The sequence below is a fragment of the Sphingomonas sp. LaA6.9 genome (genome assembly GCF_022601895.1).
Lineage (GTDB): Bacteria > Pseudomonadota > Alphaproteobacteria > Sphingomonadales > Sphingomonadaceae > Sphingobium_A.
In genome coordinates this window covers 1-22,716 of sequence record NZ_JAKVIO010000019.1, presented here as the reverse complement: position 1 = coordinate 22,716, position 22,716 = coordinate 1, and the positions used below count along the sequence as shown (strand labels likewise).

Genomic DNA, 22,716 nt, shown 5'->3' with positions numbered 1-22,716 from the left:
AAACTGTTTAAGAGAACTGCCGCGAAAGAATTCGTTGCTGCAAGACTGGAGCCAAGGGCCGGATCCGCCGACAAATTAGCCGTTGGGCGCGCCCATTCCAAGTCTTGAAAGCGGTCATCTATTCATTGTTCCATGGAACTGCCGGAATGTTGTGCGATGCGAAGTTCATTGCCTCGGCTCGATTTGAATGTAACTTCATCACAGTGAAGGCATTTGTATTCGGATTGGCGCTTCGCGCCGGCACATGACCTACTGTAGCTGCCGCCTCCATTTTTGGGACTCCGGAAATGTGAGCTTGGGCGCGGACCGCCGCTATCAAAGCGTCCGCAACCTTGGGCATAGCAGGTCGCCCCCCCGGCGCGCGCATGAATGCCGGCCTGGCGGTCGGCTCCATCCGGCCGAGACCCGACGCTTAGTCGCCTTTCTCCGGGCGCGCGATGTCGGCCCAATGCAGGGGGAGCCCGAGTGGCCGATAGACAATCTGGCGCGGCCTCAAGCGCCACAGGCGTTCCGCGATCCCAAATGAAGGACCTGGTCGTTCGAGATCGACTTCGGTATCCCCTGTGACCTGCAGCAAGTCCCCTGTATCGAAATCGATGAAGACCAGGCCGGCGCGTGCATTCAGCCGCATGTTCCCAAGCGTCGAGAAGAAGTGGTTGCCGGGATAGTCCGGCACGGTCAGCGTGTCCTCGTCGTTGATCCCGACAAAGCCTGGCTTGCCGCCCCGGTGCGAAACATCGACCTGCCGACCGCCCGTCTCCAGGTCCACATAGCTGGCGACGTAGAACCCGTCTGACGCAGAAATTATCGCGCGGGCGCGTTCATCAAAGCGAGTCGTGTGCCGCGCCGCGATTGGCGAGGGCGTGTCCGAGGGGCGGTGGAAGCTGAACGCGCGGCGTTGGATGTATTGCGGGCAGTTGCCGAAGCTTTGGTCGACGGCCACCGAAAGGCCTTCCGCGTCGCGCCCCTCGATGCGACCGTTCAGCCGGTTGCGGCGCCGCGTGGCAAGGTCGATCCCAAGCAGGCCGATGGCATCTCCGTCCTTCATGGCCGCATCGGCAGGATCCTGGTCCTCCTGGATCGTCGCAATGCGCAGGTGCAGCGGGTCGGGCGAACTGGCGAAGCCCGGGGTGCCGGCGCGCAGGGTCGCCCACGGGTCACCTTCCTGGTCGACCGCCCCGATAACGATGAAGGCGAGTAGAGGGAAGAAGTCTCGATGCTGTTCGATGAGGAATGGCCGTATCGTGCGGCGGCCGATTTCTGCCATTCGAGCGGCATCGCCGATGTGATTCTGGATCTCCAATTCCCCCGCGTGCCAGGGAAGTGGCGGATAGCCATCCGCAGTCGAATCGGTGTCCATGGCTACGCAGTAGCCCCGCGCCTGGGCGATGGCGCCTGTTGCACCCATGCTGCCGCTGCTTCGTGGTCATTGACAACGCAGAACACAGTCACTCTCCCGGTCCATAACAGCCACGCAGCCGGCTTCGGCCCATTGCGAAGTACCACGCAAGTTTGAGGCGACGCCTTCGGCGGCAGCGTTCTCCGCAGTCTCGATATGCGTCTTCATTTCACGACAGGTAATCGGGTAGAATCGTGAAACACTTTCACGAAATCCGGGAAGCTCCTGGGATCGCATCAAGGACGATTATTCGGGTAGGATCGTGAAACAGTTTCACGAAATTCAGGAAGCTCCATGGATCGCATCGAGGCAATGACCATCCTGCTAGCGGTCATCGAAAAAGGCAGCTTCTCGGCGGCGGCGCGTGACATGCGTGTGCCGGTTCAAACGATCAGCCGAAAGATCGCGGATCTCGAAAGCCATTTGGGCACGCAATTGCTTGCGCGAACGACCCGCACGCTCGCGCTCACCGATACCGGTATGGCCTATGCCGGGGCCGCCAAGCGGATCGTCGAGTTCGTCGAGGAGGCAGAGCGCGAGGCTGCGGGCGAGTTCGTCGCGCCAAAAGGTGACCTGGTGATCACCGCACCCTTGTGCTTCGGGCGCCTGCATGTCGTGCCGATCGTGTCCGACTTCCTGGCGCAATTCCCCGAGATCAACATCCGCCTGGTGCTCGACGACCGGAACGTCAACCTGCTCGATGACCAGGTCGACATGGCTGTCAGGATCGGGCAGCTTCCAGACAGCGCCATGATTGCAACGAAGGTGGGTGCAATCCGCGGGGTCGTCTGCGCAAGCCCAACCTTTCTCGCCAAGTACGGCATCCCGCAGAAGCCGGATGACCTTAGGGATCTTCCCTGCGTCTCTCCCGACGGTCCAAACGCAACCTGCAGCTGGCGTTTCCGAGATCCCGCGAAAGGCTCGATCTTCGAACTACCGATCACCCCCCGCTTGACCACCAATGCAGAGGCTGCGCTTGAAGCTGCGGTGCGCGGCGTGGGTCTCTCCCGTCAGCTGCATTACCAAATTGACGAGGCAGTGCGCGCGGGCCAGCTCGCCATCGTGCTCGATGGATTCGAGCTCGAACCCTTTCCCGTCCATTTGGTGCATGCGGCACGCGCGCAGATGCCGCTCAAGATGCGGCGATTTCTCGACTTCGCCGCGCCACGGCTAAGGAAGGCAATAAGACTCTTGGGATCGGCGTCTGGGGCGAAATGAAGCCCTGGCGCGATTGGAAACCCGTGCGCTGCCCCGTGAGCAGGTGCGACCCCGGCATGCCCGGGGCAGCGCAACGGAGCCCTATCCGCCAGTACCAGGCGCCAGAGCGTCAATCAGTCCGGTGAGGTTTGCCGTCTGGGCGAGTTCGGCAAGTCCTCCGTCCTGTCGCTTCAATCCGCTGAAGATTACCTCGATCAACTCGCCAAGGTCCACATTCGGTGCGCTGTTGCGGCCTTGCACCGCCACGCCATGGATGACGAACTCAAGCATATAGGCAACCACCTTGGGGCACGCATGGGCAGCAAACTCCCCCTGGTCGCGTGCTTGCCCGAACCGCTCGGCAAGCAACTCGATCGCATGGCCATGGTGCTCGGCGACGATCTCGCGGAGCCCCGCGATCTCTGCTTCGTCGGGAAGCGCCGAGAACAGCCCGATGAAACCCTGCACGCCGCTGCACGGGTTTCGATCCGAGAGGGCGCGCACGAGCAGGTGCTCGACGACCTCGCGCGCCGTCGGTGCGCAAATGGCCGATCGCAAATAGGCGATATGCCGCTCCGAATGGAGTTCGAGCGCCCGCTTGAACAGGCCTTCCTTGTTCCCGTAGCACCGGTAGAGGCTCGGCCGGGCGATACCCATCGCCGCGGTAAGTTCCTTGACGGATGCCCCGAGATATCCCCTCCTGAGGAAGAGGTTCAAGGCGACCGAGAGCGTTTCATTGTCGATCCGCGTCCGCCCAGGCTGGCCATGCAGCTGCCTTTGCCCGGTCATTGCTTGCATATCCACGACCAAATCTCCCGACATTACAGCCGCCCCGCCCCGTACCGTCACGCCTTCAGTCTCCCGGCAGGCCGGGCGGATTGCTTGATCATCTGCGAGGTCGCCCGGTCATATGCCTCGACGTCGCCAAGCGCATTTGCGAGGACCATCGCGCCCGAGAGTGTCGCGAGCAGTTCCGCGGCACGCTCCTTGGTGAGACCCTGCTCGACGAGCTTGTCGAGGCACATGTTGAAGAAATTCTTCACCGCCACCGCCACTTCGGACGGCGAGTCCAGCTGCGCGGCCCCGAGGACGATGCAAGCACACATGCGGCACTCGGTCAGCGTCGCGCGAAACACCTTGAACCAGGCCTGCACGGGATCCGGGTTCATCGCGAACTCCAGGTCCATGCGCTCCGATGTTTCCTTTTGACGCCGGCGGATGACGGCGGCGGCCAGGTTTTCCTTGGTCGGGAAATGGTAGTGGACGCTCGAGCTCTTTATGCCGACGTCGGATGCGATCTCCCGGAAGCTGAAGCCGTTGAAGCCACCGAGGCGCATCCGTTTTTCGGCGGCGTCCATGATAGCAATTGCAACGTCACTCATGATAACCTCCAAATCTATCTCCTGATAGATAGATAGCCCAGGCAGTGCAAGATTTATCTTCACGGGCAGCGCTGCCAGGCAAGGCAAAGTCGACCATGACGCAAGGACCGTTCCTGAATGCGTACTGTCCTTCGAGATCTCCCGGGCGTCGCATATCCTCCGCATTAGACCTCATGGGGCGGCCTCTTGCTGATCAATCATTGGATGCACCGATGGACGGCCTGGCCTTGGGTTCCTCCGGCTGTCGAAGCTGTCGCTCGATCTGCGCCACGCGTCGTTCGAGCAGTTCGGTTTGCGACAGTTCGGCCACTTCGGCGAAATCTTGCAAGCTTCGCCAAAGCCTCGTGAAGAAGTCTTTGCCTGCCCTGCCTATTTGCTTGGTCATCTCCACCTCCATCTTCGCGGGGAATAGTCTGTCGGAAACCTGGTCAACGGCGCCTGGGATCAATCACCCGATCCGCAGGCGAAGCTTCAGTCTCCAGGTTCAATGCTGGCGCCAAGGACAGTTGCGCCTCGCGACCCCGCCGGCGGTGGCGACCAACCTCCGCCCAGTGCCCGAAAGACAGCGACCGCGGAGCGTGCAATGGCGGTACGTTCGGTATCGAGTTGGTCCCGCGCCACGAGCAGGTCCGCATTGGCGTTCAACACATCGGTCAACGGGATCGAGCCAGCTCGATACGCCTGCTCGGAGAGGTCGCGCGCCCTCGTCAGTGCCTGCACCTGCGCTGCCAGTTCGCTGGTGCGAAGCTGCGTCTGCGAAAAGGCGGCCAGGGCATTTTCAACGTCCTCGGCGGCGCGAAGCACGACTTGCCGATAAATCGCCAGCGCTTCCGCGTTGGCACCGCGCGCCTGCTTTACCTCAGCGTCTACCTTGCCGAAGTCGAACAGGCGCCAGCGAATGAGCCCGCTCCCGTGCGCCTGGAAAGAGCCTGCATTGAACAAATTGCCAGTGCTGAGGCTGCCGAAGCCAAGCGCGCCCGAGAGTGAAATCTTGGGGTAGTAGTCAGAGATCGCAACGCCGATCCGCTCGCTCGACGCCGCCAGCCGGCGCTCGGCCGCGAGGATGTCCGGCCTTCGGCGCAGCATATCGGTCGGCGCCGCATCCACAGCGATTGCCGGGACAGGCGGCAGGGTCCCAGGTTCTGCAAGTTGCTGGGCATAGGTCCCGGGCTGGACCCCCATCAGGACATCGAGCCGGTTGAGCTGCGCCTCAAGGCCTATCCGCAGCGGGGGGATGCTCGCACGTGCGCGGCGCAACAGGGCATCGGCCTGGGCAACCTCGCGCCCGGTCCCTGCCCCTGCCTTGTAACGATCGCCAACGAGCCGTGCGAGATGTTTGTCGTTCGACACCTGGTCGAGCGCAACGGCGAGCCGGGCTTGATAGCCGCGAACCTGGAGATAGGCGTCGGCTGCATCGGCAGCGACAGTGACGCGCAGCCCAATCCGGTCTGCCTCGGCCGCCATTGCCTCTTCGCTGGCGGCCCTGGCACCGCGCGCCAGGCCGCCCATGAGGTCGATCTCCCAGCTTGCCGACGCACCCACGGAATAGTCTTCAAAGTTGCGTTGGAAGCCGGGAATCTGGCTGAGCAAGGCATTTTGGCCGGAGTTCTCGCTCAGCCGGAAGGCGGTGGCAGCCCCGGCCGCGTCGAAGCTGGGCAAGAGGTCGGCGCCCGCCCTCCTGGCTATGGCGCGGGCTTGCTGGACGCGGGCGAGCGATGCTGCAAGATCAAGATTCTGGTCGAGGGCGCGCTGGATCACCGTCACCAGCACGGGATCATTGAACCCCGTCCACCAGCTATCCAGGGGCGCCGCCGCTCGTGCCGGGATTGCCGACGCTTCCACCTTCGCGTGGAAAGGGACCAGCTTAGTCTCCGGCCTTGCATAGTCGGGGCCAACCGCGCAGGCCTGGAGGACCAGGCAGAGAACCGGGCTGTATCGGCCAATGCAGGCGCTTTTCTTGGGTTTGGAGATCATGCGGGATTCCTGTCGCCAAGCGGGGTGAAATCGCGGGAAAGGGCAGTTGGAGCCCTCCCGACGCGCAGCCTTTGGACGGCAGCGTAGAATGCGGGCGTGAAGACCAGGCCGAAGATCGTGACCCCGAGCATTCCAAAGAACACGGCGGTGCCGAGCGACTGGCGCATCTCGGATCCCGCGCCGTGAGCGATCACGAGGGGGAACACGCCTGCTATGAAGGCAAGCGAGGTCATCAGGATCGGTCGCAGTCGCTCCCGGGCCGACAGCGTCGCGGCCTCCTCTGGCCCAACTCCCTCGCGATCCTGGTGATGCTTTGCGAACTCGACGATCAGGATCGCATTCTTTGCCGCCAGGCCAAGCAGCACGACAAAGCCGATCTGGGCAAGAATGTCGATTGGCATCGATCGCAACTGGAGGCCTGTGGAGGCGGCCAGCAGGCACATAGGAATGATCAGCAGGATAGCGAGCGGAATCTTCCAGCTTTCATATTGCGCGGTCAGCACGAGGAAGACGAACAGCGCGGAGGCGGCGAAGATCAGGACCGTGGGAATGCCTTGCTGGTGCTGCTGGCGGGCAATGTCGGTCCATTCCATCACGATGCCGTTGGGCAAGGTCTGTTGCGCCAATTCTTCCAGTCGCTTCATCGCCGTGCCCGAGGCGACGCCAGGTCCGGCGGCCCCGATGATCTCGGCGGCCGGGAAGAGGTTGTAACGGGGCACCCGGTACGGCTTTGTCTGGTCCTTGAAGCTCGCGACCGCGCCGATAGGGACCATGTCGCCCGTGGCATTGCGCACTCTGAGCCTGGCAATGTCGTCGGCCGACAAGCGGAATTGCTGGTCGCCCTGGACGAAGACCGGATAGGTGCGTCCCGACAGGTTGAAGTCGTTCACATATTGCGAGCCCAGATAGAGCTGCATCGTGGAGAATACGTCGTCGGACGAAAGCCCCAGTTTTTCCGCCTTCAGCCGATCGACATCCGTATAGAGCGAGGGCGCGCCGGTATTGAACAGCGTGAAGACGCCCGCAAAAGATCCATCCTTGTTGGCGGCCGCAGCCAGGTCATTTGCAGCCTTGGCAAGCGCCTCGGGCCCAAGACCTGCGCGATCTTCGAGCATTGCCTTGAAGCCGCCCGCATTGCCCAGGCCCTGGACCGTCGGAGGCATGATCGTGACGACGACCGCATCCTTGATCTGCGCGTCGAACTTGGCCTGCAGGGTCTTGACCATGGTGGCAGCGTTGATGCCCGGGATGTGCTTGCGGTAGAGCGAAGGCAGCGCCGAGAAGACCGTACCGATATTGGGTGCCACGGTGTAGCTCGTGATATCGAAGCCGGCGATGGGAGACGTGTGTTCGACGCCTTCAGTGCCAAGCGCGATTTCGTTGACCTGCCGGATGACCTCATCGGTGCGATCGAGGCTCGACCCGGGTGGCAGCATCACGACAGTCGCGAGATAGCCAATGTCGGAGTCCGGGATGAAGCCGGTGGGCATGCGCGACATCTGGAACGTCGTGAGACCGACCAGGCCAGCATAGGCCAGTAACATGACGCCGGTTGCCCGTACGAGGCGACCTGTCACCTTGCCATAGGATGACGACATCCGCTCAAAGCCATGGTTGAAACGACGGAAGAAGGGATGGAGGAAGCGCGCCAGGCCTCGCGGCTCCTCGTGGACGTCGCCCTTCTTGTGAGGCCTGAGGAGCATGGCGCACAGTGCCGGGCTCAATGTCAGCGAGACGAAGCACGAGATGACCGTCGACGCCGCGATCGTGATCGCGAACTGCTTGAAGAAGATGCCCGAGATGCCCGAGAGGAAGGCGGTGGGCACGAACACGGCGCAGAGTGTGAGTGCAATGGCGATCAGCGCCTTTGAGACCTCCGACATCGTCCTGCGCGCGGCATCGCGCGGGGAAAGGCCCAGCGCCATGTTTCGCTCGACATTCTCGACCACCACGATCGCGTCGTCGACGACGATGCCGACGGCCAGGACCAGGCCGAAAAGGGAAAGGTTGTTGATGGACGTCCCCGTGAGCGCAAGAACCGTCAGTGTCCCGATGAGCGAGATCGGGATTGCGATCACCGGGATCAGCGTCGCCCGCCAGCTCTGCAGGAAAAGGTAGACGACACCGACGACGAGCAGGATCGCGATGAATATCGTGACAATCACTTCCTCGATCGACTGGCTGACGAAGTTGGTCGGATCGTAGACGCGCATATAATCGACGCCGGGCGGGAAGCTTTGCTTCAACTCCTCCAGCTTCGCCCAGACCGCGTGCTGGACGGCGATAACGTTCGCGTCGGGCGTTGCGATCACCCAGGAGGGCGACGAGGGCTCCTTGTCGGTATAAGCCTTCGAGCCATAGTCCGCCGAACCGACCTCTACGCGGCCGATATCCCGGATCCGCGTGACCCGCCCTTGCGCGTCGGACTTGATGACTATGTCGCCAAACTGCTCGGGTGTCTCGAGACGGCCAAGCGTCTCGATATTGACCTCATAGGCGCCGTGGCCGGCATGCGGCGGCCGGTTCAGGACGCCGGCAGCGACCTGGGCATTCTGCGCACGCAGGGCACCCAGGATTTCCTTCGCGCTGATATCATAGGCAGCGGCCTTGTCCGGATCGACCCAGATCCGCATGGCATATTGGCGTTCGCCCAGGCTCCAGAACTGCGACACGCCGGGAACACGCGCGACCTCGTCCTTGATCTTGAGCATGTAGTTGGACAAGTACTCGACGCTGCGTGAGCCATCGGGGGAATAGATGTGGATCCCCAGGAGCAGCGACTTGATGGTCTTGTTGACCTGCACGCCTTGTTGCTGGACTTCCGGTGGCAAGCGCGAGAGCACGTCCTGGACGCGGTTGCGCGTCAACATGAGGGCCGTGTTCGGATCGGCGCCGACCTTGAAGACGACCGTCGTCGTCAGCCTGCCGTCTCCGGTGGACTGGCTCGTGATATAGTCCATGCCTTCGACGCCGTTGACAGCCTGCTCGATCGGCGTCGCGACCGTGCGGGCAACCGTATCGGCCGAAGCGCCGGGAAAGCTTGTCACGATGTCGATATTGGGCGGGACGATGTTGGGATATTGGGCGATCGGCAGGAGCATCGCGGTTGCCAGCCCCGCGAGCACGATGAAGATGTTCACGACCGCAGCGTAGCGTGGGCGGTCAATGAAATAGTGCGCTAGTCTCATGAATTCAGTCCTTGCCCGCGTCGAAGCGGATCGTGCCTGGGTGCGGCGCGACCTTTGACCCAGGCGCCGCCGATGGGATGCCGTCGATGATCACCTTGTCATTGGGGGCGAGCCCCGAGAGGATGACCCTGAGGCCACCGCGCAGGTCGCCGAGCTCCACTTTCTTGGGCGTCACCACATTGTCCTTGCCCAAGGTCAGGACGATGTGATCCGACTGGTCAGGAAGCACGGCAGCATCGGGCACGAGCAGGACCGCGGACTTCGTCGACAGCGCAAGCCGCACGCGGGCGAATGCGCCCGGCGTAAGGAACCCATCTGCGTTCTTGAGCGTGGCGCGCGCCCGGATCGTCCCGCTTGCGCGATCGAGTGCGTTGTCGACGAAGTCGAGCGTCCCTATCCGGTCGAATTTCGCCTCGTCGCCAAGCGAGGCGTAGACGGTGTTCGCAAGCCGCCCTGGCGCCTTGGCCCGCTCGCGCTGGAACTTCATGTAATCCGCCTCGCTCATGTCGAAATTCAGCCAGGCAGGGTCAAGCGACACGAGCGTAGCCAACAAGGTGGTCGACGCATTGCCAGCGCGGCTGCCGGCGACAAGATTGCCGACTGAGACCTGGTGCGCTCCGATCCGGCCCGTGAAGGGCGCACGAACGCGCGTGCGGTCCATGTCGAAACGGGCATCGCGCACCATGGCGCTCGCCCCGGTGACGGCGGCTTGGGCACTTAACTTGCCAGCCTGCTTTTGCTCGAGATTTTCGGCCGATCCTGCGTCGGTGTCCTTGAGCTGCTGGGCGCGTGCGAGTTCGCGCGTCGCAAGGCTGAGCCGCGCCTGGGCGGCGCTCAGCTCCGCCAACGCTTGCGCATGCTTGATGCGATATGGTTCGGGGTCGATCTCGAAGAGCAGCTGCCCCTGGCGAACGATATCGCCGTCGTCGAAATAGATCCCCTTCAGGGTCCCGCCGACCTGGGCGCGAACCTCTACCTGCTTCGCGGCAGCAAGTTGTCCCAGGAAGCTGAGCCTCTGCTCGACCTCGCGCTGGAGGGGCGCGCTGACGGCAACCGATGCGGATTTTGCAACAGGTGGTGGGTCCTGCTCAAGATAATGAGAGCCCCATATTCCTGCCGCCACGAACAGGGCAACGCCCGCGACAGAGGCGAGCCAGGCCTTGGATCGCCTTGGATTGAGCTCGTGATAGTCAGACAATTCCGTCTCGTTGATGGCTTGATACCGGGTCACTTTCTTCCCCATTGAATGTCGACGAAATTCGCCAGGTGTTCCGTCGCCAAAAGGACATGCCCAACGCGAACCACGCCCACTCCCACGCGCTGCATCGAGCGCGGGGCCTAAGAATGCTTGTGGTCAATCAGTCTATCTACTGATCGATCGACATTACTCATGGCGAACGAGTTTTTTCGAGTCAAACGCTATCTATCCATAGATAGATTACTGTCACTGGGCTTCTTGCTACGCCGATTGCAACGAACATTACGCCCTATGTCTTTCAAAAAGCGCCGGTTTGCTGGAAGTCCAGCCAGACCAGGGAATAGCGGCACGGTCGATTTTCACGAAAGGCGGGAAAGTGTTTCTCGCATCCTCTCTAGTGATGCGCCCCGCCTGCGACGCTAATTGGGGCATGATGTGAAGGAGACATGCGTGACTGAAGCCCTTACTCGCGGCGTCCACCATCTCGGGCTCGCCGTGCGCGACCACGACGCGGCAGCAGAGTTTTTCATCGAAGCGCTCGGCTGGAAAGAGGTCGGCCGCAATGACGACTATCCTTGCGCGTTCGTATCCGATGGCAGCATCACGCTGACGCTCTGGCGGGTAAAGGATCCCGGGACTGCAATCGGGTTCGACCGGCGTGCCAATATCGGCCTTCACCACCTCGCACTTGCTGTTCCTGACGAACCGGCCCTGCAAGCGACCTTCGAGCGGGTATCGGCCCATCCCGGCGTGACCGTGGAATTTGCACCCGGCCCTTTTCGCCCGGGATCCGAAAACCTGCATTTCATCGTTGCGATGGCCGACGGCATCCGCCTCGAGTTCGCCGCGCGCTCCAGGTAATCAGGTGACCGCGCCGTTATTCTGGTGCGGCAAGAAGCTGGGAATATACGATAAACGAACAGCGACCGCCCTTGCCTCCCTTCACGACAGAGACGGCGATCCAGAAGGTCCGCAGCGCAGAGGATGGCTGGAACAGCCGCAACGCCGAGAAAGTGTCGCTCGCCTACACGCTCGACAGCGTTTGGCGAAACCGGGGCGAGTTCCTCCAGGGGCGTGCGGCGATCGTGGCTTTCCTTACCCGTAAATGGAACCGGGAACTCGACTACCGCCTCATCAAGGAGATTTGGGCGTTCACGGACGATCGGATCGCCGTGCGTTTCGCCTACGAGTGGCGCGATGACAGCGACAACTGGTTCCGGTCCTACGGAAATGAGAATTGGGAATTTGACGCCAGCGGCCTGATGCGTCGTCGCATTGCGTCCATCAACGATATGCCCATCGCCGAGACGGACCGGCGCTATCACTGGCCACTTGGGCGCCGGCCCGGCGATCACCCTGGCCTGAGCGATCTCGACTTCTAACAGGCTGTCGTGGAGTCCCCAGCAGGGACGAGTTGGTCGCCATCCACTGATCCGGCTGGAAGGTTTTATGCCGGAACCAGCGAGGCCGCCGCACCGTGCGGGCGACCCGCCAATCGACGGGCACTGCATCGAGAACAGCCTTGCTGTCCCGGCCGAGCGGGCGCAGCGCATCGCTCCATCCGGAACTAATGCAGCAGCGCCTTCCAGGCTTGACCGTTGTACCCCGCGCGGCGAGTGCGCCTGCAATCGAAGCGGGGATGCGAAGCCCGGATTAGCCGAGGAAGGAGCGAATTTCCGCGGCAATCTCCGATGCGTGCGTCTCAAGTGCAAAATGACCGGCATCAAGCAGGCGGATCCTGGCGTCGGGAATGTCGCGCTTGAATGCCTCGGCACCTGCCGGCAGGAAGAAGGGATCATTTCTTCCCCAAACGGCAAGGAATGGCGGCTTATGATCCCTGAAATATTCCTGGAACTGGGGATAGAGCGCGACATTTGTCTTGTAGTCTCCGAAAAGATCAAGCTGGACCTCGTCGGCGCCCGGGCGGGCAAGATAATGGTCATCAAGTGAATATCCGTCGGGCGACACGGTCGCCACGTCCGGCACGCCCAGTGTATATTGCCAGTAGGTTGTCTCGGGCTTCAGCAATGCCCTCAGCGCCTCGCGATTCCCAGCGGACGCGTCTTCCCAATACGCTCGAATGGGGCTCCAGGCCTCGCTCAGCCCCTCGACATAGGCATTGCCATTCTGCGAGATGATCGCCGTCACGCGGTCCGGATTGCGGATTGCGAGCCGGAAGCCGGTCGGTGCCCCATAGTCAAAGACGTAGAGGGCAAAGCGCTCGAGCCCGATCACCTCGGTAAAGCGCTCGATGATGTCGGCGATACGCTCGAAACTATATGTAAAATTGTCGCGCGAGGGCATGTCAGATTGCCCGAAGCCCGGGAGATCGGGCGCAACGACATGATAACGATCAGCCAGCAGCGGAACTAGGTCGCGAAACATATGGCTTGAGCTCGGAAAGCCATGGAGCAGCAAGATGGTGGGCGCATCGGCAGATCCGGCCTCGCGGTAGAAGACGCTGAATCCGTCGACATCTGTTTTCCTGAACCGAATTTTGGTCATGGCCTCGACTCCATTAAAATGCGTAACCTGTCTATCGACTTCAGGTGGGTTATGCTGTGTTGGATAACTTGTCAATCTCCATTAGAAAGGTTATTTGGGCGATGGCGGTCACAATCCACCCAAGGAGGGCTCAACCCAAGGCTGCGCTCGGAGAATCTAATAAGGCTAAGCCCTTGGCGGCCTTATCAGCCGGAGCGAGCCGGGACCTTGGCGGGCGCCATGCGATATCCAATGAATTGCATAACTTTTAAAATCGTGTTTTTATGGTTACATTTCGGCAATCGGCCGTGAAAGGTGACGGACAGCCATGACGAGCAACGGAGCGCAGGCGATATTTATCGCGGACGCACCAGGCCTGGATTTCCTGAACTCGATCGCGACACCATTGGATCATCCGGTCGAGTGGCTCGGTTCAGGTGCAGGCATGTTGAACTGGCTGGACCAATCGGGATTGGTCGATGCCGAGGCGCTCGACGCGTTTCGCCGAACAGCCCTTCCTGGCGAACTGGACTCGGTCGCATCCCAGGCCAGGACGTTGCGCGAATGGTTCCGCGATTTCGTCGACCGCAACCGGGGCGTGCCACTGGGCGCCGCAGCACTTGCCGATCTGGAACCCATCAACCGCATCCTTGCGCGCGACGAACAGTTTTCCCAGATTGTCGCGCAACAAGAAACACGTGCGCAAGGCACGCCAGTCCTGGCGCGCCAGCGGCGCTGGCGCACTCCGGAGAGCCTCTTGCTTCCATTGGCGCAAGTCATGGCGGAACTTGTGTGCAATGAAAACTTTAGCGATGTGAAGGCATGCGAGGGCCATAATTGCACGCTCATGTTTGTCGACCGGACGCGCGGACGCCGCCGCCGCTGGTGCAGCATGGCGGTATGCGGAAACCGAGCCAAACAGGCGACGCACCGCGAGCGGGCCACGAAGACGCAGTACTAGGCTGCATCGACATGCTGAGGATCCCCAAGGCGGATATCACTTATTGATGGGCGTCCGCGATTTGCGGAGGAATTTCGACTGACTTGCCGGTGGATGCGGCCAAGGCAGGCCTTAGGGCGTGGAGGGCAATTCGCGCCGACATGTCGGACGTTGGATGGCCATTTGGGTCACCGCGAACGCCGCCCTTTGTTCACGTGCACAAAGTCGCCTGCACACGATGATTGCATGCGCGTGCAGAGCAGAGCATCCTCCAGTCGATGAACCAGGAAATGTTCCAATCCAGAAGCCGAGATCTTGTGGCCGACGTACGGCTCTATGATGCTGATCAAGACGGTCGGCGGCAAGCAATCCCAGCCGAGGTTGCATTTGGCTGCCTCTGCTTTTTGTCGAAGTCCATATCTAAAGGAGGCTGGGACGCACGTCTGCAGATTGGCAACGAACCGTTCTCACCGGGAACTAGTCGTCAGATCGGTTTCGTCTTCCTTACGCCCGCAGGCGCAGATGCGATAAAGCAGGCAGGCCATTTCTATCTGTGGGACGGGCGCTTCATTGGCGAAGCTTCGGTGATCTCATAACGTCCGTATCCGCCGCCTCCTCGGCCATTCAAGGAGCGTTTGTCGGGGAAGCGGGTCATCGCTAGACCGTAGCGTTCCGCCATCAGACACTGCTGATTGCCACGGCACTCTGCCGTGAGAGGCTGGATTGCCGGATTTCGCGCTGGATAAAGTGCCGCCTCGTATACCGGAAGAAATGCTCGGTGGACTTCCCCCAAAGTGCAATCGCCTACTCGGTCAGCAAGTGACAGGAGGGGCATTCCTAACGCTGCAACAGCCTGTGCGTCAGTGCGACCAGTTCAGCTTCGCGGCTGACCCCGCTTTTGCGGAAGATGCTCTTCAGCTGACTGTTGACCGTCTGGCCCGACGAACCGCGCCGAACGCCGATCTCGTCGCGTGAAATGCCCGACGCTACCATGATGGTGACGTCCGCCTCGGCCGCGGACAGGCCGAGTATCTCTGCGAGCAGATCGCGGTGCGCATCATCCAGCTCTGATCGCTTGCGCAGCGTTACGAGTACGCGGGGATCGAACCCAAAGGACCATGGCTTGCCCGGCAAGGCGAAAATTTCGCAGATCTGGCCTGAAAGGGGGCCGTCGCTCCCGCGCAGCCAGAGTTTTGCAGGCTCGGGCGCTGGCTTTGACCCGCGAAGCGCGTCACCCAGCGCGCGCTGAAACGCCCTGTCATCGTCGGGGCGCAGGGCGGACAGGCGACGCCTGTGCAGTCGCAAGCCCGAGCGTGTTCGCGCGGCAGCTTCAGCCGCCGGGGTGAGCGCGCCCACCTGCCCGGCTGCGTCGCAGATGAAGGCGGCCGTACCCAGCGCCTCGAGCGCTCCCGCCATCAACACGGCGCCCTGATGCTCGAGCGCATATTGCATCCGGATCGCCGCCTGCGCGGATGGCGCAATAGCCGCAAAGATCGCGCGATCGGCGTCACTGGTCTTTCCGTCAGCGCGCGTGCGCAACGCTGCGAGCCCGAAAAACCGATTCTTCTCGTTGACGAGCACCGTCTGGCAGCCGTGGAGCATGTCATAATGCGAAGCGAAGTCGTCATAGATCTCGCAGTCCATTCCGCGCCGGGCGGCAGCGTAATGGGCCTCGCTCATCACCACGAGTGGATCGCGCACGCATTTAATGCGCCAGTTCACCTTGGCGCTGCCTCCACCGATCTCGGCGAACTCCTCGGTCCAACTGGCGCTCGGTGCGTTGGTAACGCAATTGAACGGAATTTCGCGCGGACCGCCCACTGCCAGCAGTTGTCCACGCTCTGATCGCGTCGCGCTGGCCAGTTGACCCAGCGCATTTTCCCATCCGTTATCGTTCAGAGGCGCCGCCATGAACGCCTCCGAGATCGCCGCCACCTGTTTGTGCACGCGCGAATACCCCCCATGCCCGGATCGCGCCCCCGCATGACCCCATGGGATATCGCTATGCTTGGGCAGGTGGATACGTCAATCTCTTAACCATGAAGCGCTGTGCGCTGCGCCGCGTTCATTGCGCGCACGCTATTGCCGGCCGATCCCGCACCAAGGAAACAATATCGTTTTTTATCAAATTACTGCAGCCATTCAATGGTACATCTTGCGATAACTGACCTCATCCCATGATCATGGGATGAGGGTTCTTCGGCGTGGCGATATCTCGCATCCTGCCTGCAGGACGCGACCCCTGCAGGCGACCAAATTTCCGGGGGGAAGTTCCAGTGACCGCAAGCGTCAAGACTCGTTCGATGATCACCACCGCGCTGGTGGCAACGACCAATCTGTTATTCGCGCAGGGCACGATCGCTGCTCCCTATGGCGTGCACCACACGATGCCCGACACGCTGACCGCGACATTTGACACCGATGACGTGATCGCTGGCGACAAGAGCGGTATCATGGCCGAACTGGGCCGGCTGGATGTCACCAATGCCGGCGAAATCCGGGGCAACGGAACGTCCGACGATCCCACGGTGTTGCCCGATGCAGGGATCGTGCTCGGCCAGCCGGGATCGCATGTCGTCAATAGCGGAACCATCTCCGGGGCCAATGCAGGCATCACCACCACCGCCGCCTACAATCCTGCGTCGGGGCTGATCGAGGGAGTCGCGCGCGATATCGTGGTCGAGAACAGCGGCACGATCATCGGCGATACCAATGACGGCGTACGACTGATCGGTGGCGGGACCATCACCAATAACGGCACGATCGAGGGGCGCCTCGATGGCGCGCGTGCCGACGGCGTATCGGCCTATGCCTTTGAGCTTCAGGATCTGACGGGCATCATCTCGATCGCGACCGTCCAGAATGAAACCAGTGGCACCATCGCTGGTGCGCGACATGGGGTCGCGCTTTCCACTGGTGGCACCCTGCAAAATGCGGGCGAGATCTTGGGTCAGGTGCGCGGTGTCTTCATCCAGTCGACCGTCGCGGGCATGATCGGCACTGCAAGCAACGCTGCTGGCGGTACGATCTCCGGCGCCGACGGCGTCGTCTTTGGCGGCATCCTAGAATCGGCGAGCCTCACCAACAGCGGCGCAATCACCGGCACCGCATCCTATGGTGTTCAAAAGCTGACCAACGGACTCATGACCGTGGACAATCTGGCCGGCGGCGAAATCATCGGTGCGCGCAGCGGCATCATGTCCGAACTTGGCGTGCTCAATGTCACCAATGCCGGCGATATCCGCGGCAATGGCACTGCCGACGACCCCACCGCGCTGCCCGATGCAGGTATCGTGATCGGCCAGCCCGAATCGCACGTTATCAACAGTGGAAATATCTCGGGCGCCAATGCGGGTATCACAACCACTGCCGCCTACAATCCCGCATCAGGGCTCATCGAAGGCGTCGCGCGCGACATCCTGGTCGAAAACAGCGGCACGATCGTCGGCGACAGCAATGACGGCGTGCGCCTGATCGGCGGCGGTACCGTCATCAACAGCGGCACGATCGAGGGGCGCCTCAATAGCGGCCGCGCCGACGGCGTCAGCACCAGTGCGTTTGCGGGCCAGGACGTCAGCGGCCCCGACCCCGTCGGCACGGTCATCAACCAGATGGGCGGCACCATCCTGGGCGCGCGTGGCGGAGTCATCCATCTGGCGGGCGGCACAGTCGAGAACGCAGGGACGATCACGGGCGGCGTTGTCGGTGTCCAGATCCAGAACAACAGCGCGACACCGGTTGATGCCCAGGTCACCAACACCGGCACGATCAGTGGTGCGGACGGAGTCGTAGTCCTGCTCAACATCAGCAGCAGCACGGTCGCCAACAGCGGCACGATCACGGGTAGCGCGGGTAATGGCGTCTATCAGGGCGGCTCGGGAACAATGACGCTCAACAATGCGGCAGGCGGCACGATCAGCGGCATCACCTCGGCGGTGCTGGCGGATCTTGGAGCGATCGATCTCGACAATGTCGGCACGATCCGGGGAACGGGCACTTATGACGGGCTCGCCGGGCTGCCCGATGGCGGGGTAACGCTCGTCACCGGACTATCGACGATCGTAAATTCGGGCGAAATCAGTGGCGCGGGCCACGGCATCTCGACAGCCTATTTCTACAATGCTGCAACGACGCAGCTCGAAGGCCGCGCCCTCGGAACCTCGATCACCAACAACGCAACCGGCACCATCCGTGGCGACAGCAATGACGGCGTCCGCCTGATCGGTGGCGGCACGGTCACCAACAGCGGCACGATCATTGGCACCGGCGCGGCGGGTGCCGATGGCATCTCGATGTTCGCCTATCAGGGTCCCGCAGCGACGGGCGCCAACACGGTGGCGCAGGACCTGACCGGGAGGACCTCGATCGGCACCGTCAACAACCTTGTGGGCGGCACGATCACCGGGCAGCGCTTCGGCATCATCTCATCCACTGGCGGCACGGTCGACAATGCGGGCGCGATCTCGGGGCAGACCGGCGGCGTCTATATCCAGTCGACCGTCGCGGGCATGATCGGCACGCTCGAAAACAGCGGAACGGTTACGGGCGGCAACGGCGTGGTCTTCGGCGGCATCCTCCAATCGGCGAATCTCACCAACAGCGGCACGATCACGGGCGCCGCATCCTATGGCGTCCATGGCGGCACCTCGGGTGCGCTCACGCTAAACAACGAAGCCGATGGCGAGATCACCGGCGCGCGGACCGGCGTGTTCGGCCAATCGGGCGCCGTCACGCTCGACAATGCGGGCACGATCCGCGGCCATGGCGCCTATGACGGCTTCAACGGCGCGCCCGAGGGCGGCGTCACGCTGGCGGGCGGGGTCTCGACGATTACCAACAGCGGCGAAATCACGGGTGCCGGACACGGCATCTCGACCGCCTATTTCGACAATGCTGCGACGACGCAGCTCGAGGGTCGCGCGGTCAACACACAGGTCACCAACTCGGGCACGATCCGCGGCGACAGCAATGACGGTGTCCGCCTGATCGGCGGCGGCATGGTCACTAACAGCGGCACGATCACCGGTACCGGCGCGGCGGGTGCCGACGGTATCTCGATGTTCGCCTATCAGGGGCCCGCGGCGACGGGCGCCAACACGGTCGCACAGGACCTGACGGGGATCACCACGATTGGCACCGTCAACAACCTTGAGGGCGGCACGATCACCGGGCAGCGTTACGGCATCATCCTCTCCTATGGCGGCGCGGTCGCCAATGCGGGTTCCGTCGTGGGCCAGACGGGGGGCGTCCTCATCCAGTCGTTGGTCGCCGGGGCGACTGCTACGCTCACCAACAGCGGCACGATCACCGGCGGTGTGGTGTTCAACGTCGACACCGCGACCGCGAACAACAACGGCACGATTGTCAGCGGCACAGGGGTTGCGTTCACCTCGCACGCCGCAGTGACCCTCACCAATAGCGGCGCGCTGACAGGCGGCGCTGGCACGGCGGCGACGTTGAGCGGATTTGATGACAGCCTGGTTCTGAAGACCGGATCGGTCATCACCGGCACGGTCGACGGCGGCGCGGGCTTCGACAGCATCATGCTCGAGGGCACCAGCGCGGTGGCGACGGCGACGCAGTCGATCACGCAGACGAACGGCTTCGAGCAGCTTTCAGTCAAGGCGGGCTATTGGAACACGTCGGCCACGGTCGGCCTGTTCGACGCAGTGACCATCGCAGCGAACGGCACGCTCCAGCTCAACGAGGTCGCATCACCGGGTGGAGCGGAAAGCCCGATCGCAACCAGCGCCGTCGTCAATGATGGCCTTCTGGTCTTCAACTTCGACGATGGCAGCGCGATCGACGACGCCGACGATCTCGTCATCTCGGGCACGGGCGATCTGCGCCTGATTGGCGAGGCGATCTTCACCGTCGACACGGAGGCGCTCGCCTATACCGGCACCACCGAGATCACCAATGGCGGGCTGATCCTGACCGGCGGTCTTGCCGGCGATGTCGTCACCTCGGGCGACGGCAGCTTCCAGCTGGGTGACGGGGGCACCACGGGCAGCTTTACGGGCGATCTCGTCAACAATGGCAGCTTCGTGTTCAACCGGTCGGACGACTACGATTTCCTCGGCGACTTCTCGGGCACCGGCGACTTCGCCAAGATGGGCGCAGGCACGCTGACCTTCGGCGGCGATTATAGCTATACGGGCGTCACCCGCATACTGGGGGGCACCGTCCGCCTGGCAGGCCAGATCGATCCGACTACCGAGGTCGAGCTGGGCGGCGGCACTTTCGATATTTCGGGTACGTCGCAGACGATCGCGTCGCTTTCGGGCACCGACGAGAGCAGCGTGGTCATCAACGACAGTACGCTCACCGTCGATCAGGACAGCAACACCGAATATGCTGGCGATATCGCGGGCGACGGGTCGCTGGTGCTGACCGGCGACGGACGTCTCAACCTGACGGGCAACAGCACCTATACGGGGCCGACCACGGTCGAGGGCGGCACTCTCTCGGTCAATGGCTCGATCGTCTCGACGGTCACCGTCGATGGCGGCACGCTGGGCGGCAACGGCACCGTGGGCGGCATTGTCGCGACGGGCAACGGCACCGTTGCTCCGGGCAACTCGATCGGCCACCTGCAGGTGGCGGGCAATATCAGCTTTGCGGCGGGATCGGTCTATGAGGTCGAGGTCGAGGCAAGCGGCGCTGCCGATCGCATCGACGCGACCGGCACCGCGACGATCAGCGGCGGCACGGTCGAGGTGCTCGCTGCCAACGGCCAGTATCGCGGACGGACCGATTACACGATCCTGACCGCCAATGGCGGGGTCACGGGCCGTTTCGGCAACGTCACCTCGAACCTGGCCTTCCTGACTCCGAGCCTCGGCTATTCGGCCAATGCGGTGACGCTGACGCTGCTGCGCAACGATATCGACTTTGCCGCGGTGGCCGTCACGCCGAACCAAGCAAGCACCGCTAATGCGGTCGAGGCGCTAGGCGTCGGCAACACGCTGTTCGAGGCGGTCCTCGTCCAGAATCAGGCGGGCGCGCGCACGGCGTACGACGCCCTGTCGGGGGAACTCCACGCCAGCGTGCCTTCGGCGCTGGTGCAGGACAGCCGCCATGTCCGCGACGCGCTGACCGACAGCATCAAGCCCGATGTCGAGGGCTTTGGCATCTGGGGGCAGGGCATGGGCAGCTGGGGCCAGGCGGATGTGCGTGACGGTGTCGCGAAGATGACAACCGAGTATCGCGGCATGATCGCGGGGTTGAGCTTCGGCGGCAATGGCTTCGGCGCGTCACTGGGCGGCGGTATCGCCAATGCCGACTACCGGGCCAGCGCGCGCGACAGCAGCACCGATGTCGACACCCAGTTCGTCGGCGGCCTTGTCGGCTATGCAGGAAGCGGCTTCGCGATCCGTGCGGGTGCCGCCTTCGCCTGGCACGATCTCGACACCACTCGCGGCATCAGCTTCCCCGGCGTCACCAGCAGTGTCGACGCGCAATATGATGCCGAAAGCCGTCAGTTCTTCGCCGAGGCCGGCTACAGCATGGCAGCGGGGCCGTTCACGCTCGAGCCTTTTGCCCGTTATGCGAATGTCAGGGTGAAGACCGATGGCTTCAGCGAGACGGGGGGCACGGGCGTACTCGACGTCGAGGGCGATGCCCGAAAAGTCGACCTGCTCGCCCTCGGCGTGAAGCTCGGCGGAGCCATCGAACTCGGCGGCGGCGGCCAGCTTCTGCCCCGCGTCAGCGCGGCATGGCAGCACGCCTCGGGCGATCTCCAGGGCCGCACGACCGCGGGCTTTGTAGGTGCGACGGGCAGCTTCACGGTGCTCGGTTCGCAGCTGCCCCAGGATACCGCGATCATTGACGGCGGCGTGTCGGCGCGCTTCGGCAATGTCGAAATCGGCGCGGGCTATATCGGATCGGTTGCCGGGGATTGGGCCGATCATGGCGGCAAGTTGACGTTCAGCGTCCACTTCTGAGCCAGGGCGGTGCCCGCAGAACCGCGGGCACCTCAGGCGGGGTCGATTGGGCGACGCGAATCCTGTGCGGCACGAGGTAGACGGTGGCCGATGGGCATGGCCGCGTTCGCCGACATCCCAGTCATTCGGAGTCCGGATCGCGACGCCCGGAAGCAGCCGTTGGTTCATCGACGAGCGAGCGACAACAACGCCCCTTAATAAAGCAAACATACCGATGATGGCCAAAGGGCCTCGCTCCTTCGCTTGATTTGTTGGTTGCGATAAACCGAACCCTTCTTGCACCTTGGCTATTCTTTCATATACCGAACAAAACAGAAACATGGGGCGATGGAATAAAAAGCGGGGCAGCACAGCAATGGATTTTCCGTTTCACTTTGATCTCAACAGAGGTTCCACCCCGGAAGGAATTTTCGAACAGATTTCGGGCTTGAGGAAACGCATTGCAGCGTGGGATCGCGGGGCCGCGCTGCGAGTTCTGGCTGGGCTTCAACTAAGGCCCGAATTTCAGGTACACCAGACTAGGCTTGATCTGGCCACGCGCCTTGTTGTCATTGAAGCTAAAGGGCAAGTCCGTCCAAATCGAAGCGATCTGGTCAAGCTGATCAATCGCGATCTCGCCCGTTCGGGCAGCGCCCTACTAGAAGATCCCGCCGAAGACTTTTTTATCGCGCCTGTTTGCACAAACGCAGGTGAATTTCACATTGCTGAAGGTCTCTGGGAAAAGTCCGCAAACTTCACCGAAAGTGTGATCGAAGCGTTTAGCAGGCTGCCGGATGCTCCTGTTAAACAGCAGGCGCTCGATCATGCCTATGCTGCTCTCAGCATCAGTCAAATTCTGATAGAACGCGCATATTTACGACGATTTCAAGAAGGATTCGGAATACCCAAGAGCAATATACCCCTTCCTTCGCAAAAGACACTCGATGCCTTAAGAGGCTGTTTGGAAAATCAGTACTTGGCCTTGCCAACCGGATGGCGGCATGATTCAGGCTCTGGATGTGGACGCAG

At 62.2% G+C, this 22,716-nt stretch carries 16 protein-coding genes; 7 read left to right on the top strand and 9 right to left on the bottom strand.

The features are described from left to right. Positions 1-412: 412 nt before the first annotated feature. Entirely contained in the window at positions 413-1,408 is a 996-nt protein-coding gene (locus MKI88_RS11085; protein WP_241631445.1) for a pyridoxamine 5'-phosphate oxidase family protein, read from the bottom strand. Positions 1,409-1,693: 285 nt separating this feature from the next. On the opposite strand from MKI88_RS11085, the gene MKI88_RS11080 reads away from it, so the two are divergent. Beyond that, a complete protein-coding gene (locus MKI88_RS11080; RefSeq protein ID WP_241631444.1) occupies positions 1,694-2,617 on the top strand; it encodes a LysR family transcriptional regulator in 924 nt (307 codons plus the stop codon). An 81-nt stretch (positions 2,618-2,698) separates the two neighbouring features. Here the strand turns inward: MKI88_RS11080 and MKI88_RS11075 are convergent, their stop codons facing one another. The 6 genes from MKI88_RS11075 to MKI88_RS11050 form a co-directional block, all read right to left on the bottom strand. Beyond that, positions 2,699-3,445 (bottom strand): TetR/AcrR family transcriptional regulator, encoded by a 747-nt coding sequence (locus MKI88_RS11075; RefSeq protein ID WP_241631443.1) that lies wholly within the window; start codon positions 3,443-3,445, stop codon positions 2,699-2,701. Continuing rightward, a complete protein-coding gene (locus MKI88_RS11070) occupies positions 3,442-3,954 on the bottom strand; it encodes a TetR/AcrR family transcriptional regulator (RefSeq protein WP_241631442.1) in 513 nt (170 codons plus the stop codon). The genes MKI88_RS11075 and MKI88_RS11070 overlap by 4 nt, the downstream gene beginning before the upstream one ends. Before the next feature lie 217 nt (positions 3,955-4,171). After that, entirely contained in the window at positions 4,172-4,363 is a 192-nt protein-coding gene (locus MKI88_RS11065) for a hypothetical protein (protein WP_241631441.1), read from the bottom strand. 86 nt (positions 4,364-4,449) lie between these two features. Beyond that, the gene (locus tag MKI88_RS11060; RefSeq protein ID WP_241631440.1) at positions 4,450-5,952 is read right to left on the bottom strand and encodes an efflux transporter outer membrane subunit; all 1,503 of its coding nucleotides are present in this window, start codon (positions 5,950-5,952) and stop codon (positions 4,450-4,452) included. Then, on the bottom strand, positions 5,949-9,140 hold the full coding sequence (locus tag MKI88_RS11055) for an efflux RND transporter permease subunit (RefSeq protein ID WP_241631439.1): 3,192 nt from the start codon (positions 9,138-9,140) through the stop codon (positions 5,949-5,951). Before MKI88_RS11055 ends, MKI88_RS11060 begins: the two co-directional genes overlap by 4 nt. 4 nt (positions 9,141-9,144) lie before the next feature. Then, positions 9,145-10,371 (bottom strand): efflux RND transporter periplasmic adaptor subunit, encoded by a 1,227-nt coding sequence (locus MKI88_RS11050; RefSeq protein WP_241631438.1) that lies wholly within the window; start codon positions 10,369-10,371, stop codon positions 9,145-9,147. Positions 10,372-10,788: 417 nt separating this feature from the next. On the opposite strand from MKI88_RS11050, the gene MKI88_RS11045 reads away from it, so the two are divergent. Beyond that, positions 10,789-11,199 carry a VOC family protein gene (locus MKI88_RS11045; protein ID WP_241631437.1) on the top strand — a complete coding sequence of 137 codons (411 nt, stop codon included), beginning with the start codon at positions 10,789-10,791 and terminating at the stop codon, positions 11,197-11,199. A 50-nt stretch (positions 11,200-11,249) separates the two neighbouring features. Further along, positions 11,250-11,720, top strand: a complete 471-nt coding sequence (locus tag MKI88_RS11040; RefSeq protein WP_241631490.1) for a nuclear transport factor 2 family protein — start codon at positions 11,250-11,252, stop codon at positions 11,718-11,720. Between the two features lie 271 nt (positions 11,721-11,991). Here MKI88_RS11040 and MKI88_RS11035 read toward each other — a convergent pair whose 3' ends face one another. Next, a complete protein-coding gene (locus MKI88_RS11035; RefSeq protein ID WP_241631436.1) occupies positions 11,992-12,843 on the bottom strand; it encodes an alpha/beta fold hydrolase in 852 nt (283 codons plus the stop codon). Positions 12,844-13,150: 307 nt separating this feature from the next. Between MKI88_RS11035 and MKI88_RS11030 the strand changes: the two genes are divergently transcribed. Together MKI88_RS11030 and MKI88_RS11025 are read left to right on the top strand one after the other, a co-directional pair. Beyond that, positions 13,151-13,783: an ABATE domain-containing protein gene (locus MKI88_RS11030; protein ID WP_241631435.1), complete on the top strand. Its 633-nt coding sequence runs from the start codon at positions 13,151-13,153 to the stop codon at positions 13,781-13,783. A 257-nt stretch (positions 13,784-14,040) separates the two neighbouring features. Then, on the top strand, positions 14,041-14,358 hold the full coding sequence (locus MKI88_RS11025) for a hypothetical protein (RefSeq protein ID WP_241631434.1): 318 nt from the start codon (positions 14,041-14,043) through the stop codon (positions 14,356-14,358). 241 nt (positions 14,359-14,599) lie between these two features. Here the strand turns inward: MKI88_RS11025 and MKI88_RS11020 are convergent, their stop codons facing one another. Continuing rightward, positions 14,600-15,673 (bottom strand): helix-turn-helix transcriptional regulator, encoded by a 1,074-nt coding sequence (locus tag MKI88_RS11020; protein ID WP_241631433.1) that lies wholly within the window; start codon positions 15,671-15,673, stop codon positions 14,600-14,602. 365 nt (positions 15,674-16,038) lie between these two features. Between MKI88_RS11020 and MKI88_RS11015 the strand changes: the two genes are divergently transcribed. Both MKI88_RS11015 and MKI88_RS11010 read left to right on the top strand, forming a co-directional pair. Further along, complete coding sequence (locus MKI88_RS11015) at positions 16,039-21,708, top strand: autotransporter domain-containing protein (protein ID WP_241631432.1); 5,670 nt, start codon at positions 16,039-16,041, stop codon at positions 21,706-21,708. 355 nt (positions 21,709-22,063) lie between these two features. Next, positions 22,064-22,716, top strand: a 653-nt coding sequence (locus MKI88_RS11010; protein WP_241631431.1) for a hypothetical protein, incomplete at its 3' end; no start/stop codon positions are given.